Origin of the sequence: Paraburkholderia sp. 32, from assembly GCF_050435345.1 — a bacterium.
GTDB classification, from domain to species: Bacteria; Pseudomonadota; Gammaproteobacteria; order Burkholderiales; family Burkholderiaceae; genus Paraburkholderia; species Paraburkholderia tuberum.
Map to the genome: position 1 here is coordinate 278,750 of NZ_JBNDKD010000002.1, position 17,392 is coordinate 296,141.

General features: G+C 62.4%; 16 protein-coding genes and 2 pseudogenes. 5 read left to right on the top strand and 13 right to left on the bottom strand.

Going from position 1 to position 17,392, the window contains the following annotated elements; genetic code table 11:
- Positions 1-35 precede the first annotated feature (35 nt).
- Positions 36-389 carry a DUF1428 domain-containing protein gene (locus OKW26_RS16565; protein ID WP_184068194.1) on the top strand — a complete coding sequence of 118 codons (354 nt, stop codon included), beginning with the start codon at positions 36-38 and terminating at the stop codon, positions 387-389.
- 83 nt (positions 390-472) lie between these two features.
- Here the strand turns inward: OKW26_RS16565 and OKW26_RS16570 are convergent, their stop codons facing one another.
- The 3 genes from OKW26_RS16570 to OKW26_RS16580 form a co-directional block, all read right to left on the bottom strand.
- On the bottom strand, positions 473-4,105 hold the full coding sequence (locus OKW26_RS16570; RefSeq protein WP_090811129.1) for a hydantoinase B/oxoprolinase family protein: 3,633 nt from the start codon (positions 4,103-4,105) through the stop codon (positions 473-475).
- Positions 4,106-4,155: 50 nt separating this feature from the next.
- Positions 4,156-5,463, bottom strand: a complete 1,308-nt coding sequence (locus tag OKW26_RS16575; protein WP_187630686.1) for an MFS transporter — start codon at positions 5,461-5,463, stop codon at positions 4,156-4,158.
- A gap of 149 nt (positions 5,464-5,612) precedes the next feature.
- A complete protein-coding gene (locus OKW26_RS16580; protein WP_262421639.1) occupies positions 5,613-6,413 on the bottom strand; it encodes a putative hydro-lyase in 801 nt (266 codons plus the stop codon).
- A gap of 189 nt (positions 6,414-6,602) precedes the next feature.
- Between OKW26_RS16580 and OKW26_RS16585 the strand changes: the two genes are divergently transcribed.
- On the top strand, positions 6,603-7,535 hold the full coding sequence (locus OKW26_RS16585) for a LysR family transcriptional regulator (RefSeq protein WP_184068182.1): 933 nt from the start codon (positions 6,603-6,605) through the stop codon (positions 7,533-7,535).
- A 180-nt stretch (positions 7,536-7,715) separates the two neighbouring features.
- Here OKW26_RS16585 and OKW26_RS16590 read toward each other — a convergent pair whose 3' ends face one another.
- Together OKW26_RS16590 and OKW26_RS16595 are read right to left on the bottom strand one after the other, a co-directional pair.
- Positions 7,716-8,573 carry an MBL fold metallo-hydrolase gene (locus OKW26_RS16590; protein WP_429354421.1) on the bottom strand — a complete coding sequence of 286 codons (858 nt, stop codon included), beginning with the start codon at positions 8,571-8,573 and terminating at the stop codon, positions 7,716-7,718.
- 199 nt (positions 8,574-8,772) lie between these two features.
- Positions 8,773-9,746, bottom strand: a pseudogene (locus OKW26_RS16595) (LysR family transcriptional regulator).
- A gap of 115 nt (positions 9,747-9,861) precedes the next feature.
- On the opposite strand from OKW26_RS16595, the gene OKW26_RS16600 reads away from it, so the two are divergent.
- Positions 9,862-10,719, top strand: coding sequence for an oxidoreductase (locus tag OKW26_RS16600; RefSeq protein WP_429354422.1), 858 nt, complete (start codon positions 9,862-9,864; stop codon positions 10,717-10,719).
- Between the two features lie 91 nt (positions 10,720-10,810).
- Complete coding sequence (locus OKW26_RS16605) at positions 10,811-11,074, top strand: DUF1348 family protein (RefSeq protein ID WP_429354423.1); 264 nt, start codon at positions 10,811-10,813, stop codon at positions 11,072-11,074.
- A gap of 251 nt (positions 11,075-11,325) precedes the next feature.
- Here OKW26_RS16605 and OKW26_RS16610 read toward each other — a convergent pair whose 3' ends face one another.
- From OKW26_RS16610 to OKW26_RS16640, 7 genes and pseudogenes are all read right to left on the bottom strand, one after another.
- Positions 11,326-11,466, bottom strand: a complete 141-nt coding sequence (locus OKW26_RS16610; RefSeq protein WP_429354424.1) for a hypothetical protein — start codon at positions 11,464-11,466, stop codon at positions 11,326-11,328.
- A 130-nt stretch (positions 11,467-11,596) separates the two neighbouring features.
- The gene (locus tag OKW26_RS16615; RefSeq protein ID WP_429355232.1) at positions 11,597-11,863 is read right to left on the bottom strand and encodes a hypothetical protein; all 267 of its coding nucleotides are present in this window, start codon (positions 11,861-11,863) and stop codon (positions 11,597-11,599) included.
- Between the two features lie 13 nt (positions 11,864-11,876).
- Entirely contained in the window at positions 11,877-12,143 is a 267-nt protein-coding gene (locus OKW26_RS16620; RefSeq protein WP_429354425.1) for a hypothetical protein, read from the bottom strand.
- Positions 12,124-12,642 carry a DUF2778 domain-containing protein gene (locus tag OKW26_RS16625; RefSeq protein ID WP_429355233.1) on the bottom strand — a complete coding sequence of 173 codons (519 nt, stop codon included), beginning with the start codon at positions 12,640-12,642 and terminating at the stop codon, positions 12,124-12,126. Before OKW26_RS16625 ends, OKW26_RS16620 begins: the two co-directional genes overlap by 20 nt.
- Positions 12,643-12,654: 12 nt before the next feature.
- The gene (locus OKW26_RS16630) at positions 12,655-13,140 is read right to left on the bottom strand and encodes an Hcp family type VI secretion system effector (RefSeq protein WP_429354426.1); all 486 of its coding nucleotides are present in this window, start codon (positions 13,138-13,140) and stop codon (positions 12,655-12,657) included.
- 245 nt (positions 13,141-13,385) lie between these two features.
- Entirely contained in the window at positions 13,386-13,640 is a 255-nt protein-coding gene (locus OKW26_RS16635; protein ID WP_184058635.1) for a helix-turn-helix transcriptional regulator, read from the bottom strand.
- Positions 13,637-13,960 (bottom strand): annotated as a pseudogene (locus OKW26_RS16640) (hypothetical protein); the annotation flags it as partial. The pseudogene OKW26_RS16640 and the gene OKW26_RS16635, both read right to left, overlap by 4 nt.
- Before the next feature lie 439 nt (positions 13,961-14,399).
- Here OKW26_RS16640 and OKW26_RS16645 point away from each other — a divergent pair.
- Positions 14,400-15,317 carry a mechanosensitive ion channel family protein gene (locus OKW26_RS16645; protein ID WP_429354427.1) on the top strand — a complete coding sequence of 306 codons (918 nt, stop codon included), beginning with the start codon at positions 14,400-14,402 and terminating at the stop codon, positions 15,315-15,317.
- 83 nt (positions 15,318-15,400) lie between these two features.
- Here the strand turns inward: OKW26_RS16645 and OKW26_RS16650 are convergent, their stop codons facing one another.
- Positions 15,401-17,350 carry a M48 family metallopeptidase gene (locus OKW26_RS16650; RefSeq protein WP_429354428.1) on the bottom strand — a complete coding sequence of 650 codons (1,950 nt, stop codon included), beginning with the start codon at positions 17,348-17,350 and terminating at the stop codon, positions 15,401-15,403.
- Between the last annotated feature and the right edge of the window lie 42 nt (positions 17,351-17,392).

Here is a 17,392-nt window from a genome sequence, read left to right on the forward strand (position 1 = left end):
CACCTACTGTGCGTGTGCAAACAAGGAGATTGCAAATGAATTACATCGATGGATTTGTTGTCCCCGTACCTACGGCCAACCGCGAAATTTACAGGCAGTTCGCCGAAAGAGCGGCGGCCGTCTTCAAGGAGTACGGCGCGTTGAAGGTGGTCGAGTGCTGGGGAGATGACGTGCCAGAGGGCAAGGTGACGTCGTTCCCAATGGCGATCAAGCGCAAGGATGATGAGACGGTGGTGTTCTCCTGGGTTGTCTGGCCGTCGCGTCAGTCGCGAGACGAAGGGATGAAAGCGGTGATGGCCGACCAACGGCTGCAACCGGAAAAAGATCCGCTGCCTTTTGACGGTCAGCGGCTAATCTATGGCGGTTTCGAAGTGATCGTCGACGCGTGATGGCGTAAAAATATGGCGCCGGTTCGAGTGAGACGCGAGCCGACGCCGCTGTCTGGCATTGAACATCCGCAGTCCATGAAGCATTACGCTTCCCCGAAACCCCCGCCACCCGGCGTTTCCACCACGAACACGTCGCCCGCGGCCATCTCGACGCTGGCGATATGGCCCAATGCGACGATCTCGCCGTCCGCGCGCTCGACGCGATTGCTGCCCCGCCTTCCCGCGCGTCCACCTGCCGCGCCGAAAGGCGCGTGAATGCGGTTGTTCGAGAGAATCGACGCGGTCATCGGCGCGAGAAAGCGGATGCGCCGGATCGCGCCGTTACCGCCGCGCCAGCGTCCCGCGCCGCCCGACTCCGCGCGGATCAGGTGCGACTCGAGCCGCACGGGATAGCGCCATTCGAGCACTTCGGGATCGGTCAGGCGCGAGTTGGTCATGTGCGTCTGTACGGCGTCGACGCCGCAGAAGCCATCGCCCGCGCCGCTGCCGCCTGCGATCGTCTCGTAGTACTGGTAGCGCGCGTCGCCGAACGTGAAGTTGTTCATCGTGCCCTGACTGGACGCGACGATGCCCAGCGCGCCATAGAGCGCATTCGTAATCGCGGACGATGTCTCCACGTTGCCCGAGACCACCGCTGCCGGATAAACCGGATTGAGCATCGAGCGGTCCGGGACGATCACCGAGAGGGGCTTCAGGCAACCCGCGTTGAGCGGGATGTCGTCGCCGACGAGCGTGCGGAACACGTACAGCACGGCTGCCATGCAGACCGCCTTCGGCGCGTTGAAGTTGTTCGGCAGTTGCACGGACGTTCCGCTGAAGTCCACGGTCGCGCTGCGCGTCGCAGCATCGACGCGAATGGCGACGTCGATCACCGCGCCGTTATCGAGTTCGTAACGGTACGCGCCATCCTTGAGGGCGCCGATCACGCGGCGCACCGCTTCTTCGGCATTGTCCTGCACGTGCTGCATGAAGGCGAGCACCACGTCGCGGCCGAATTGCGCGACCATGCGGCGCAGCTCGTCCACGCCCTTCTGGTTCGCTGCGATCTGCGCGCGCAGATCGGCCATGTTCTGCGCGACGTTGCGTGCCGGATAGCGGCCCGATGCGAGCAGCGCGCGTGTTTCGGCGTCGCGCAGCACGCCCGCTGAAACAAGCTGCCAGTTATCGACCAATACGCCTTCTTCTTCGATATGCGACGAAGCGGCTGGCATCGAACCGGGTGTGATTCCGCCGATATCCGCATGGTGGCCGCGCGAGCCGACGTAGAAGAGCGGCTCGGCCGAACCGTCCGCGAACACGGGCGTGATGACGGTCACGTCGGGCAAATGTGTGCCGCCGTGATACGGGTCGTTGAGCATGAACACATCGCCGTCGCGCATCGCGCCGCGATTTCGCTCGATGACGGTCTTGATGCTCTCGCCCATCGATCCCAGATGCACGGGCATGTGCGGCGCGTTCGCAATCAGATTGCCCGCAGCATCGAAGATCGCGCACGAGAAGTCGAGGCGCTCCTTGATGTTCACCGAATACGCCGTGTTTTGCAGACGCAATCCCATCTGCTCGGCAATCGACATGAACAGATTGTTGAATATTTCGAGGCGCACGGGGTCGGCCTCGGTGCCGATCGAGCGGCGCGTGGGCAGCGGTTGCACGCGGGTCATCACCACGTTGCCTTGAACGGTCAGCACCGCCTGCCATCCCGGCTCGACCACGGTCGTGCCGTTCTTTTCGGCGATGATCGCCGGGCCGTCGAGCGTGTCGCCTGCGCACAGCGTTTCGCGCTGGTAGAGCGATGCGTCGTGCCAGCTACCGCTCGAATACATGCGCACAACCGACTGCGCATGGGGCGCGTCGCCTGCCGCGCGCTGCGGCAGGCTGCCGGCATCGACTGGCGCGTCGGCATGGCCGATCGCTTCGACGCAAGCGAGTTCCGCGATGAGCGGCGTATCTGCCATCAGGAACGCATAGCGTTGACGATACGCAGCTTCGAAAGCGGCGCGCATCGCATCGACGCTGCCCGCTGGCACTGCGAGCGATGAATCGGTGCCCTGATAGCGCAGATGGACACGTCGCTCAGTCGTGATACGCGCGGCGTCCACGCCCTGTTCGAGCAGTGCGCCGGTTGCATCGGCCGCGAGCGCATCGAGCGCGGCTTCCAGCGTCGCAAGCGATGAGTCGTCGAGCGAGATTTCGAGCGCTCGCTCGCGCATCGCCGTCTGATCCGCGAGGCCCATGCCGTAAGCGGAGAGCACACCGGCAAGCGGATGCGCGAACACCCGCGTCATGCCGAGCGCGTCGGCCACACCGCACGCATGCTGGCCGCCCGCGCCGCCGAAAGTCGTCAGCACATACTGCGAGACGTCGTGGCCGCGTTGCACTGAAATTTTCTTGATCGCGTTAGCCATGCTGCCAATGGCGATCTCCAGGAAACCTTCAGCGAGCTCTTCCGGTGTGCGACGCTGACCCGTAGCCGCGAAGATTTCATCGGCGAGTGCCCGAAAGCGTTCAGCGACGACCTCGCGATCGAGCGACTCGTTCGCGTTCGGACCGAAGACGCGCGGGAAATAGTCGGGCTGAATCTTGCCGAGCATCACGTTGCAGTCGGTGACCGCGAGCGGGCCGCCGCGCCGGTACGCCGCCGGACCCGGATTGGCGCCCGCCGAGTCGGGGCCGACACGCAGCCGGGCGCCGTCGAAGCCGAGCACCGAGCCGCCACCTGCCGCCACGGTATGGATGCTCATCATCGGCGCGCGCATCCGTACGCCTGCCACCTGCGTTTCGAATACGCGCTCGAACTCGCCGTTGAAGTGCGAGACGTCCGTCGACGTGCCGCCCATGTCGAAGCCGATCACGCGCTCGAAGCCCGCTGCCTGTGCCGCGCGCACCATGCCGACGATACCGCCCGCCGGGCCGGAGAGAATCGCATCTTTGCCCTGAAAGACATCGGCGCGTGTCAGTCCGCCGCTGCTTTGCATGAACTGCAGGTTCACGCCCGGCATTTCGCTGGCGACCTGATCCACATATCGGCGCAGGATGGGCGACAGATAGGCATCCACCACGGTCGTATCGCCGCGCGAGACCATCTTCATCAGCGGCGAGACTTCGTGGGACACCGAGATCTGCGTGAAGCCGATTCGGCGCGCCAGATCCGCAAGCTCGCTTTCATGCGACGTGTGGCGATAACCGTGGATCAGCACGATTGCGAGCGCGCGGATGCCCTTGTGGTAGACCTCGCGCAGTGCGCGCTCCGCTGCCGCGTGATCGAGCGTCGCGACCACTTCGCCTTGCGCGCTCATGCGTTCGTCGATTTCCACCACGCTCTCATAGAGCGCTTCCGGCAACGCGATGTCGAGATCGAACAGGCGGGGGCGGTTCTGATACGCGATCCGCAACACATCGCGCAAGCCTCGCGTGGTGACGAGCGCTACCGGCTCGCCCTTGCGTTCGAGCAGCGCGTTGGTCGCGACCGTCGTGCCCATTTTGACCATCTCGACGTCGCGCGACGTAATGGGTTCTCCGGCTCGCAGGCCAAGCACATGGCGAATCCCGGCGACAGCCGCATCGCGATACTGCTCCGGGTGTTCGGAAAGCAGCTTGTGCGTGGTGAGCGTGCCATCCGGGCGGCGCGCGACGATATCGGTGAACGTGCCGCCGCGGTCGATCCAGAACTGCCAGCGGGACGGCGTGCAAACATCGGAGGCGTGATCGTGCTTCATGGTGTCGTGGTCGTGATGCGAAAGTGGTAGTGGTGTGCGCAAGGTGAAAATCAGGCCGATTCGAGTTCGCGACCGCGCGTCTCGGGCAGCGTAAGCGCGGCGATGATCAGTACGCCATACGCGGCCACGGCGAAAATCCCGATGCTCGTGCCCAGGCCGAAGCGGCTCGACAGCACGCCGATCAGCACCGGAAACAGCGCCCCGATCGCGCGGCCGACGTTGTAGCAAAACCCCTGGCCCGAGCCGCGCACACGGGTCGGAAACAGTTCGGTGAGAAACGCGCCCATGCCGGAAAAAATGCCCGACGCGAAAAAGCCGAGCGGAAAGCCGAGCCACAGCATCGATGCATTCGTGAGCGGCAGCGAGGTATACGCGAAGGCAATCGCCATCGAGCCCAGCGCGAACAAAATGAAGTTCGGCTTGCGGCCGATGCGGTCCGTGAGCCACGCGCTGCACAGATAGCCCGCGTACGAGCCCGCGATGATCGTCGCCAGATAGCCGCCCGTGCCCATCACCGTGAGATGACGTTCGGTCTTGAGGAAAGTCGGCAGCCACGTCGTGATCGCGTAGTAGCCGCCCTGTGCGCCCGTCGTAAGCAGTGCGGCGCGCAGTGTCGTCGAAAGCAGCCTGGGAGAGAAGATCTCAGTGAAGCGCGGCGTGTCTTGAGTGTCGTACTGCTGAACCCTGGCCTGTTCGAATACTTCAGGTTCCTTCACATAGCGGCGGATCGCGAGCACGAGCAGGGCAGGCACGACTCCGATCAGGAACAATGCGCGCCACGCGATTTCAGGCGCCACCACGGAGAACAGCACCGCGTAGAGCAGGGCCGCCATGCCCCAGCCGAGCGCCCAGCCCGACTGCACGAGACCGACCGCCTTGCCGCGGTCGCGCGCGCGGATCACCTCGCCGATCAGCACCGCGCCCGCCGTCCACTCGCCGCCGAAGCCGAAGCCCATCAACGCGCGAGCCGCGAGCAACTGGCCGTAGTTCTGCGCGAGGCCGCATAGGCCGGTGAACACGGCGAACCACAAGACGGTGAGCTGCAACGTGCGCACACGGCCGATGCGATCGGAAAGAATGCCGGCAATCCAGCCGCCGAGCGCAGAGGACAGCAGCGTCAACGTGCCGATGAAGCCGGCGTCCGCGAGCGAGATGCCCCAGGTAGCGACGAGCGTCGGGATGACGAAGGAAAGCATCTGCGTGTCCATGCCGTCGAGCATGTAGCCGACCTTGCAACTCCAGAACGCGCGACGCGCGTGCGGACCGGCTTCGGCATACCAGGAAAGCTGCGGGCTTCCCGTTCCTGACTTCATGTCGGCGGCATCGTCGACGCTCGCCGTGAGTGTCTTGCTGTCCATCTGCTGCTCCTATGGATAGACGCATGGGAAACGATCGAAGCCACGCACGAACGTAGGGATGCGTCATTCCCTCCGGGCCGCGCGGCCCGATGGCTTCAAGGTGCTGTGAATCGCTTGTTGCACGACGGCGCGGCGCGCCGCCGGGACGGTCAGAAAATAGCCAGCGACGCGTTAGTGATATCCGTCATCAGCATGTGGCCCGGCGCGTGCGCAACCGCGAGCGGCAGCTTTGCGGCCATCAGTGCCGTTTGCGGCGTCACGCCGCAAGCCCAGTAGACAGGCAGTTCGCCCGCGCGGATCGTCACCGGGTCGCCGAACTCGGGGCGCGCGAGATCGACGATGCCGAGTTCCGCTGGATCGCCAATATGCACGGGCGCGCCATGCACGCCCGGAAAGCGGCTCGTGATCTGCACGGCACGGATCGCGTCGGCGCCGCGCAGCGGCCGCATCGACACGACGAGGTCGCCGCCGAACACGCCCGCCCGCTGGTTGGGGATGCTGGTGCGGTACATCGGCACGTTGCGGCCTTCTTCGACGTGGCGCAGGCCGATGCCTTCCTTCGCGAGCATGTGCTCGAACGAGAACGAACAGCCAATTGCAAATACGACGAAATCGTCCTGCCAGAGCGCTTCGATCGATTCGACGCGCTCGCTCAGGTTGCCGTCGCGATAGACGTTGTACGCGGGCACGTCGGTGCGGATGTCGATGTCGCGCCCGAGCATCGGCACGCGGAACTCGCCAGGCTCGCCCACCCCGAGCAGCGGACATGGCTTCGGATTCGCATGGCAAAAGCGCAGGAAATCGTGCGCGTGCGCAGCGGGCAGGATCGCGAGATTGGCTTGCGCGTAGTCGCCGCAATGGCCGGCCGTCGGGCCACGGAAGTCGCGGTGACGGACGGCCTGGCGGAATTCGGATGGAGTCATGGTGTTAGCGTGCTCTGGCGGTTGCATCGGATTGTCTGCGGTGGGCGATGCGTCTTGCCTACCGTCAGGCGAAGCATAGAAAAGAAGAAAATTTGACGCCAGCTAGTTTTCTTTGCGCCAGGTGAATAGAATTTCTTAACGGAATCGCGGGTTTTCCCGAGTCACGTTGAGATTTTTGGAGCGGTTTGCTCCCGTTGCATTGCCCACCTTTGCCTGATGAATACGCGCTTCCTCGAAACCTTCGTCACGCTTGCCAAGCTGCGCAGTTTCCGCACTACGGCGACCGCGCTTCACGCCACGCCGGCGGCGATCTCGCAGCGCCTGAAGGCACTGGAAGACGAATTGCATACCGTGCTCGTCGATCGCGAGAGCCGCGAATTTCGGCTCACGCCGAACGGCGAATATCTGCTCGGCTACGCGAAGGCCGTGGTCGAGGCGACGCGCCAGTTGCAGGCCGCCGCGTCACATGAAGGCGCGATGCGCGGCAAGTTGCGACTCGGCGTGATCGAGACGGTCGTGCATAGCTGGCTTGCCGACTATCTGCGGCGGCTCTCGAAGGACTATCCGCAGCTCGAAGTGGAGCTTGCGGTGGACGTGAGCGTGGTACTGCAGCGGCGTCTGATGGCGGGCGAACTCGATCTCATCGTTCGCGTGGAAGGCAGCGACGAGGAATCGATCGTCTGCGATGCGCTCGCGAACTATCCGGTGCACTGGATCGCGCGCGCGGGGCTGCTACCGCCTTCGCGCAGCGGACTCGCGAAACGCGTGCTGCGTCATCCGATCCTCACATTCGGGCGCGGGACGGCGCCTCATCGCGCGCTGGAGGACATCGTCAGCAAGCTCGCACTCGCCAACGGCGTGCCGCTCGCGGATACGCGCATTACGGGTTCGCCATCGATTTCGGTGATCGTGCAACTCGTGCGCGATGGCTTCGGCGTGGCGGCAATTCCGCGTCTGTTCGTCGATGATCTGATCGCGCGAGGCGAGGTGGTCGAACTGCCGCTGCAGCCCTCGCCGCCGTCCATCGTGGTGTCGATGTCCCGACGCGCGGATGCGCCGCTTTTCGTGCACGGCGCAGCGAACGCGGCACGTGCGGCGTGTCATGAATACTGCGAGCAGGGAGACCGACGCCTGATCGAGCGGCTATAGAGCCCGGCTCTTGCGGACTCTGGAGGCGGCAAGCGACCCAGGAAGAGTCATTCGACCCCGCGCTCCAGATCGTTGACGACTTCGTCGATCCTGGTCGAGGCGATTGTTTGGCACGTGCGGTTCGAGTTCAAGCGTTTCCACAGGGGCAAGGACGACGCGTTTTAGCGAAAAACAGCGAATTCAGTCCTTTCGCATGCGTGCAACCAATGCGAGCAAGCGGGCATTCATTTCCGCAGCCTGCAAATGCGCGTGCCAACCGTGACCAGGAAGCAGCCATTCGAAGCGATACGCGGCCAACTTGCCGAGCGATTCGGTGAGCGCTGTCCACGAGTACCAGCACGCGTCCCTGAACGCGACGAGGTCCTGCTGGCGTGGGCTCCAGGCAAGCGAATCACCCGAGAACAGCACGCGATCATCGAGCTGGTACACGACGCTACCCCGAGTGTGCCCGGGTACAGGGATCGCGCGCACGCCGGCCGCAATGCTCAGTGCTGAACCGTCGTCGAGCAGATCCGTCGCGTATGGGGCGGCCGACACGTCCTCGCGGTGAATCCAGACGCGCGCGCCGAATTGACGCGCGTATTTGTCCGCGTCTGCGACGTCGTCACGATGCGACAGCAGAATGTGCGCAATACCGCCAGCGCCGTCAAACCATTTCACGAGTTCCGCCGCATAGCGCGGGGAGTCGATGAGCAGATTGCCTTCCGGACGCGCGGCAAAATAAGAATGTGCGCCAAACGACGACCGTGCGTTGAATCCACAGCGCCACACGCCCGATGTGATCTGCTGCGGAAAGATCGCCGCGTTCGGACGAGGCTGTTTCGTTTCGCTGCGTACCGACGCCGTAGGGCAGACGAGCACCGCACGCCAGGCATCAAGCTGCTCTTCCGGTGTGGCCGGCTGCCGAACGAAGACACTCTTGTCGTTGCGCTCGACAATCAGCCCAGGCGCGACGTGACGAGATGCACCGCAATTGATGCATGCAGTGTCGATGTACCAATCTCCTGAAGCAGAGTCGGTATTACGTATGGGCTTCATCTGATGCTCCCGGGCTGACGTGCGCATCCGCCGGCTCGACGCTCGCTGGCGTCTCGCGGTCGTTGGAGGGATTGTTACACGATCATTGACGTACAGGCGCAAACGGCTCGTTCGCCACGCCCTTGTCCCGCTATGAAGCCTTGTTTGCGTTTGGCGCGTGATTTACCACGGCTGGCTACGCTTGCCGCAACAGACACCCCTACGCGGCACTTCGTCTGCTCCTGGCGCGGCCGCTTCTGCTCGTCGAAGTAACCAACTCCTCTGCTGTGAGGAAAAATTGACTGTTGTCCGCGAGGCGCGCAACGATGAAGTCGATGAAGGTTCTCACGCGCAGCGGTTGTTCCGTCCGGCGACGGTAGTAGACGTAAATCGACTCGCGCTGGGTCAAATGCTGAGTGAGCAAAGGCACGAGCCGTCCAGCCCGGATGTGTGAGACGGCCGAGAAGCTTCCAGGCTGCCCAATTGCCACGCCGGCCAGTACCGCTTCGGTTTCAGCGTCGATATCGTTCGAACAGACCGAAGCAGCCATCTCCCGATACACAATCTCCCCGCCCACCATAAATTCCCACGGCGCCTGCTTGCCGGTGTTCGCACGCCGGTATCCAGAACAACGATGCGCATCGAGCTCGTCCACGGTTTTCGGCGTGCCGTACCGTTCGAGATAGGCTGCGACGCGCATACGATCAACTGAATCGGTAGCAGTCGCCTGGCAATCGCCCCCTCGGAAGGCGGGGACCCGCCGCGGAAGCCGACGTCGGCGCGATCGCTGACGAGGTCCGAGAAATGATCGTCGAAGCGAATATCGATCTGCACGTCAGGGTATAGCGCCGCAAACTCAAGGATCGATGGCCACAGTGCCGTTCGCCCGAGCGCCGTCGGAGCGCTTATCCGTAGGGGCCCCGCAACTTCTTCCCCTGAACGGCGAGCATCGTCAATCGCGGACGACAACATAGCGAGCGCTGGCTCGACACCTTGCAATCGTCTTTGCCCCTCTTCGGTCAGACTCAACTTTCGCGTTGTCCGATGAAACAGCCGGACGCCAAGCGACTTTTCGAGCTGCATGACCGCGTGGCTCGCGGCCTGCGGCGAGATGCCCAGGTCCGCAGCTGCCCGACGGAAGCTGCCGAGCGTTGCTGCGCGGACGAACACCGAAATCGCCCGGACCTCATTCATGGCTGAGTCCATTCGCAAATATTGGTTGATTATGAGTCTAGCATTCGATGCCTAGTAGCTGTTAATCGCGCGCCCTATGCTTCTCTTCACATTCACCACGAAACGGGAGCAAATCATGAGCAACGCTACGAAGCACGAGTTCAAGCGCGTCTGGTTCGTTACGGGCGCCTCACGCGGGTTAGGCGCACTGATCGCACAAGCGGCCCTGGCGGACGGAAATGCAGTGGTTGCGGCGGGACGCAACGTTCGGGCGATCATTGAGCGTCTCGGCGAATCATCTGCGCTGTTGCCGGTCGCGCTCGACGTAACTGACGAGGAGCAGGCCAAAAGAGCCGCGCAGGCAGCTTTGGCAAAGTTTGGCAGGATCGACGTGTTGGTCAACAACGCCGGCTTCGGACTGCTCGCAGCCGTAGAGGAATCGGCCGACGCAGACGTGCGTCGCATGTACGACACCAACGTTTTTGGACTGCTCAATGTCATGCGTGCGGTGCTGCCAGTGATGCGGGGACAGCGCTCGGGCCATGTGATCAACGTGTCCTCGATCGGCGGCTATCGCTCGGCGGCGGGATTCGGGGTGTATTGCTCGACGAAATTCGCCGTCGAAGGCATTACGGAAGCGCTCCACGCGGAGTTGAAGCCACTCGGCATTCACGCGACCGTCGTTGAGCCCGGCTATTTCCGTACCGATTTCCTCGATGCGTCGTCGCTCGTCGTCGGCAAGGAGGTCATCGACGACTACGACGAGACGTCGGGCAATGTGCGTCGATTTGCTGAAGGAATGAATCACAATCAGCCGGGCGACCCGCAGAAGCTTGCGAAGGCCCTCGTCACGCTCGTCGATGTACCGAGACCGCCACTGCGTCTGCCGCTCGGAACCGACACGCTGAAGGCGATAGCTGAAAAGAACGCCTATGTGGCTACGGAAACTGAAACGTGGAAGGCACTGTCGGCGTCAACCGATTTCTCAGACTGAGTTCTCTCGAGATGACGAACGTGTAGCGCGGTTGCGCTGCTGAGTAGTGCCCATTTCTATCTCAATCCCGCCTGGATAAGGGGAGTCTGTGATGTCCATAAACGCTGAAGTGCGCCCGCCCATCCCACCGTTCACCCTTGAATCCGCAATCGAGAAGGTTCGACTTGCGAAAGACGCTGGCAATTGGTTCCGCTCCTACGGAAACGGGAACTGGGAGTTTGGACCTGATGGTCTGATGCACCACCGGTATGCCTGTATCAACGACATGCCGATCAAGGCAAGCGATCGCAAGTTCCATTCGCCGCTGGGTCGCCGCCCCGACGATCACCCCGGTCTGAGCGAGCTGGGCCTTTGAAAAATTGCGCTGATACGATGAGCGAGATCAGGACGAGTTCCACCAGAATCGCGGATATCACCGGGATCATCGAAGGGATCGCCTTCCAGACCAAAATTCGCGCGCGCCGCGCAAAGCCTTGTCCCGCCAGTCTCTGAGCAAACGCGCACTTTCTGACCCACCAGTTAACCCCCGCAACGCGATCATCACGCGCCGGACTGGACGGGACCGCGCAGGAATGAATTCTGCCTGATCGCTGCTCATCGACCCTGTTAGTTTTTGCGTTGATAGCGCCGCCATAGCCTCATGATTGCGATATAAGCCACTACAGCGACGACCAACCAAACCGTCAGCATCACCGGGACATAAACATCATCGGCTTCACGCAGGCCAAGGCCGTTGGCGATGCTCAACCACCTAAGCGCCTCACTCTCTGGCATCGGCCCATTCCGGCCAATGTAGCGCGCGGATAGAAGGAATAGGCCGATAAAGAGCGCGACCTTGAAAAGCCTACGGACAAGTGCGGCCGTCACTCGCTATTTCTCAATGTGGCTTTTTGCCGCGATAGCGCCGCCATAGCCTCATGATCACCACATAGGCAAGCGTCGCCACGATTAGATCAATAGTCACCCAGACCACGAAATACAAATCTTCGGGATCGCGGATGCCACGCCAGCGCGAAGCACGCCACCATACCACCGACTGGCTTTCAGGCATTGGCCGGGGGTACGTGTGGACATGCGGCACGGAAAGGCAGAACAGGCCGATGAACAGCGCGACCTCGAACAGCCTACGGACAAGTGCGGACATCATTCGCTATTTCTCAACGTTGCCTTTTGCCGCGACAGTGCCGCCATAGCCTCATGATCAGCACATAGGCAAGCGTCGCCACAAGCAGATCAGCCAGCAGCATGACCGGGATGTATAAATCATCCGGGTCGCGAATGCCAAGCCGATTTGCAGCGTGTAACCACGCAAGCGCCTGCCTTTCCGGCATCGGTATAGGGTATGTGTGGACGTAGGGCACGGAAAGGCAGAACAGGCCGACAAATAGCGCCACCTTGAACAGCCTACGGACAAGTGTTGCCATACGTGATGACCTCAATTGTTCCGTAGGCGCGAAGCCCCGAATTGCCGGCAGGAATGGTCATGGTGTGCAGCAGCGCGTTACGGATTCTCAGAAAATCCGTGCGGCTCGGAAGCGTAATACAGCCGAGTGAAATACCTTCGCCACCTGCCGGATGCAACCGGAATTGTCCGCGCTTGACACCATCAATCCATGTCACGTCGTCAATGAGGCCATCATCCCGATACAGTGCGAACCATTCGCGATGATGTACCGCACTCCCAATCGCTGAATTAACTGTGTCCTTTATCGAAGCCCAAGCTTGAGACCCGATACCGCCAGTGGGCCGGTCTACGATCCAGTATTTTCCGGCAGGGATCGGACCGTTACTTGGCACAGCCCTGCAGCCACCGCGATTGCGGTATTGATCGTTTCCAGAATACGCGTCGAACGTGCCGACACCGAAAATTGTGAGCGGTGAAAACTGCTCGTTGTTCACCAAAAACTTACCCTGATAGGCCATTGTCACGCCCCCTTATCCGCGCTCATTCCACGAATCGGTGTATTTGATATTGCCATCAAGGTAATGCCACGTGATGCGGTCGTACATCATGGAGACCGCTTCAACGTGATTGAGTGCGGATGCCTGCGCCAGCCTGGTATTAGCCATGCCGGGGTTGATGCCACACACTTTCACACCTTCGATCGTGATCACGAAATAGACTTCCTCTTTGCCTGCATCGTTGATGCGATACCACATGATCTCGGCGGACTGCAGCGTTTGCCCCTTCGCCACGGCCTTGTAAAGATAAGGCGTCGCCGCATCGAACTCCTTTTCGAACGCAATCGGCGAGTGCGCACGCGCGCCGGTGATCTTGCCGTTGGCCGCATCGACCGGCAAATTCACGCCGTGGCTGAAGCCGATAATTTCGATACTTCCCTCGCGATCCTGAACGGTTGACGAGCCTTTGATGTCTGCGCCGCCATCATCTTTCAGCCACATATGGGCAGGAATCGGCATCTTGAATTTTTCCTTGAATGGTCAAATGAGCGCTGCATGGTTACGACCTCATTTTTAATAAGGTATGCGCTACGAACGGACAATTTTTTTACCCGGCTACGCAAGCATTTGCAACGGGGATGCTATGCACTATCAATACTTTGACGTGATTTAACAAACATCGGAAGTGTGACTGCGATCTGATCGAGCGCAGCGCGCAGGCAAAAAAAGACCCGCGCGATGCGGGTCGGGTGGATGTCCTGCGATCAGATCTCGGATCGCTGGCGCTTCGCCTTCCCTGGCGGCTTTATCTGCGCCTTGCCTGAGTCCGGGTTGTGCTGCAATGTGCCTGCCGCACAATCTGCGATCCATTGATTGACCTCGCTTTCACGCCAGCGCACCGCCGCCACGCCGACCGTGATGGGTTTGGGGAACTTGCCTTGCGCGATCTTCAGATAGATCGTCGATCCGGTCAGGCCGATACGCTGCTCGACCTCCGCGCGGCGTAGCAGGGCGCTCATTCATGCGCTGTGTGACCTCTTATCGCCGCGAGCCAGCGGAAGGGTTGCCAGACCACGGCGATGCCCGCGCCACGAAAGAGTATGGCTTGGCCGAGCTCGACGAAATGCGTGGTGGGCGCGGCGAGCATGACGTTCTGCACGAACTGCGGCATGCTGCGCGCGAGCGTGGCCATGAAAATGCCCATCGAAGTGGTGGCGAACAGGTGCAGCGCCGCGCCAGCGAGAAAGAGCGCGACCGATCCTTCAATCGGTACGTGCAGCGCGCCGCGCACGATGAAGGTGAGCGAGAGCGCCGCCGCGGCGACGGCGGCTCGTCCGACACGCGTGTGGCCGCGACGCAGCCGACCTATCGGAAGCATGTGAGTGAAAACCAATGCGCTCAATGAGTTGAGCGAGTCATGAGCCTGTTGTCCACAGGCTTGTGCCCAGCTTCTGTGGGTATCTTGAGTGGTTATCGAAACGCCTGCAGAGAAGGTCGAACGGGGCGTGAGGACATCGTTTCCGTCTCCTCGAAGTCACGCCGGCGGGGCCGTTCACGGAACTCGGGGCAGGCAGCCGCTAGCTCGGGCGGCTGCCGTTACGACAGAAGCGATCTGGATAACAGGCTCAGAAAAAACACGCAGCTTTAACCGCTGATAATGCCCAAAACGGAAGTTATCTGGTTAAATTCCCGGAAGCCAGTCGAGTTCGTCCACATATACCGTCGATGCTCGCGCGCGGCAATCTACCCGCTGTCCAATATAGGGATCGTCAAGACACATGGAGAATCTTCTCGTCGAAATCAGTCCGGGCAGATGGGCCTTCCTGCTGGATATGCTCACCGCGTTCTCGATTCGTCTGGGCGCCGCTGCGGGCATACTGGTGATCGGATGGTGGGTCGCGCGCCGCGCTTCGATGTCGCTGAGCCGGCTCCTTGCGCGTCAATCACGCATGGACGCCACGCTGCGACCGATCCTCTGCGACATCGGCCTGTGGGGCATTCGCATTGTCGCGATCGTCGGTGCGCTGTCGCAGTTAGGCATCCAGACGGCCAGCATCATTGCCGTGCTTGGCGCAGCCGGTCTTGCGGTCGGTCTCGCGCTGCAAGGCACGATGCAGAACATCGCGGCCGGCATCATGCTGCTAGTGTTGCGGCCGTTCAAGGTCGGCGAGTATATCGAGGGCGGAGCCGGCAGTGTCGCGGGCACGGTCGACGAAGTCAATCTGTTCACGACGCGTCTCACCAAACCCGACGGCATCTGCGAATACGTGCCGAACAGCGCGTTGTGGAGCAATTCGATCCGCAACTTCAGCCGCAATCCGATGCGCCGGCTCGATCTCGAAGTGGAGATCTCGATCGGTGACGATGTGGATCGCGCGCTTGAGGCGCTGCGCACGCTCGCCGCGGCCGACCCGCGTGCGCTCCGCGATCCCGCGCCGCAGGTGATGGTCATCCGCTTCGACGACAGCACGGCGGTGCTGAATATCCGCGTCTGGTCGAACACGGACATGTTCTGGACCATGCGCTGGGAACTCGCGCGCCGGGTGCGTCAAACACTGACCGACGCGCAATGTTCGCTGCCGTTGCGCACCCGTGAACTGCACATCGTGCCGAGCGCGACGGCCGCGTCGGCAACCGGCGCAGCCGCCGGTCAGGCAGGGTCATCCGCGATCAGAAAACCGGAGCAGGGGGTGTAACCCGCGGTTCTTCGATCTCGCGGCATAGCGATCGCAGTTGTTCTGCGTTCCTTGCCGCGACAAAACCCTGCATGCAATGTCGTTCATCGTCTTTCCGATTCGCTCGCGACGAGCGGCGGTAGCGGGCAGTCGAGCGTATCGCAAATGGCGCGGAGCAGCTCCGCTTCACGGACGGTGACCTGCTGGTTCGCCACGATGCAGCCCGCGCAGGCGGCGACAATCCGCTGCTTGATGGCCGGGATGGATTGATCGAGCGTTTGCAGGGCCGCGTCGAACCCGGCGAGGGTGCATTTCTCGCGGGGCGGCAAGCGGTGGGTGTGGTCGCCGCCAATGTAGCCGCGCATGCCGGTATCGAAAGCCCGGGCGGCCTGGTCGGGTTCCGGCTGGCCTTCCCAGGCCAACAGCGCTAACACCGTCGCCACCGGCTGCGCCAGTTTTTGCGGCGAACTGTGCATTGGACGCGTCTGACGCTGCGGCAGGAACTGGGCGTCGAGATGGCGATGCAGCACACAGCGGAGCGTGTACTCGAACAGGCTCAGCCGCTGGTCGGCGATCACTAGCATCTCGACCTGGGCGCGGAAAGCCCGGTGCTGGCGCGGCGACATCTGCCGCAGGGCTGGCAAGGTCAGGTCCAGCAGCGGCAACCGATGCGTGTCCGGCAGTACCTGGACAGGGACAACCAGCCGCAAGGCTTCCGCGAAGTCCTGGGGCTCAGCGTCGGCCTTCAGCTGGGTCAGCTGGAGTTCCCGCAGGTCCGCCCGCGGGTCCATGAGAAGAGCATAGACCAGGGCGCGAGCACTGAACGGCTCCTGTGCGGCGACCCGGAGCACCTCGGGCATGCTGTCGTGCAGCTCGTGGGCGTAGTCAATCACTTGTGGATCAATGTGGCCGACGCGGGACGCCGCATCGGCGGCGAAGCCCAATACCGGCACCGGCACCTGCGGCAGCCCCGGTAACGTGGGAACCCCGGCGAACGGCGGGACGCGGCTGGGGCGAGTGCCCTCGAGTTGTTCCCGATCGACATCGACCGGTCGCACTTCCGGGAACCGGCCGTCGAACTGGGGATGGAGCCGGCGGATGCGCTCGACGAGGGGCGGGTGGGTGGCCAGCAGTCCGGCGAGCCCCTCGCCGGCGAAAGCATTGGCGAAAAACATGTGACCAGCCTCGGCGGCCCGGGGGGTGTCGATGCGCGACCCCTCGGCCAGTCCGCCGATCTTCTTGAGCGCCCCGCCAATCCCGTCGGGGTTGCGCGTGAATTGGACGGCGCTAGCGTCGGCCAGGTACTCGCGCTGCCGGGACACCGCTGCCATGATCAGCCGACCGAAGAACGCTCCCACCAGTCCCAGCACAAACACGCCCAGGCCCAGTAGCACCATGCCGCCGCGGGAATCCTGTCTTCCCGACGAGCGTGCGCGGGAAGCGAACATGAGGCTGCGGCCGATGATGGACAACGCCATGATCCCAAAGATCAGGCCGATCAGCCGGATGTTGAGCCGCATGTCGCCGTTGAGGATATGGCTGAACTCGTGCGCCACCACGCCCTGCAGCTCGTCACGGGTCAAGTAGTCGAGGCAGCCCTGGGAGACGGCGACCACAGCATCGCCCGGGGCGTAGCCGGCCGCGAAGGCATTGATGCCGGTCTCCGGCAGAACATATACGGGGGGCACCGGCACTCCCGCAGCGAGGGCCATCTCCTCGACGACGTTGAGCAGCCGCTTCTGCCGCGCGTCGGTGCTCGTGCCGGGCACCTCCTTACCGCCCAACATCAAGGCGACGGCCTGCCCGCCAGAAGCGAGCTGGGACACCTTGAGCGCGCTGGCACCGCCGACCAGGATGCCCACCGCCGGCGCCGCGAGCAGGAGCATGTCAGGTTGCCACCAGGACACTGGCTCGTGAGCGCCATACATGCTGAGCGCCACCAACAGACCGTACACGAGGGCGATCAGAATCAGGATCGCGAGGACGAAATAGACCACCAGCTGGAAGGTCTTGCGCCGTGCCGAATCCTGCTGCTGAAAGAAATTGGTGGCCATGGTCGGCGCGGTTTTGAGAGCGTGAAGCGCACGGAGCCGTGG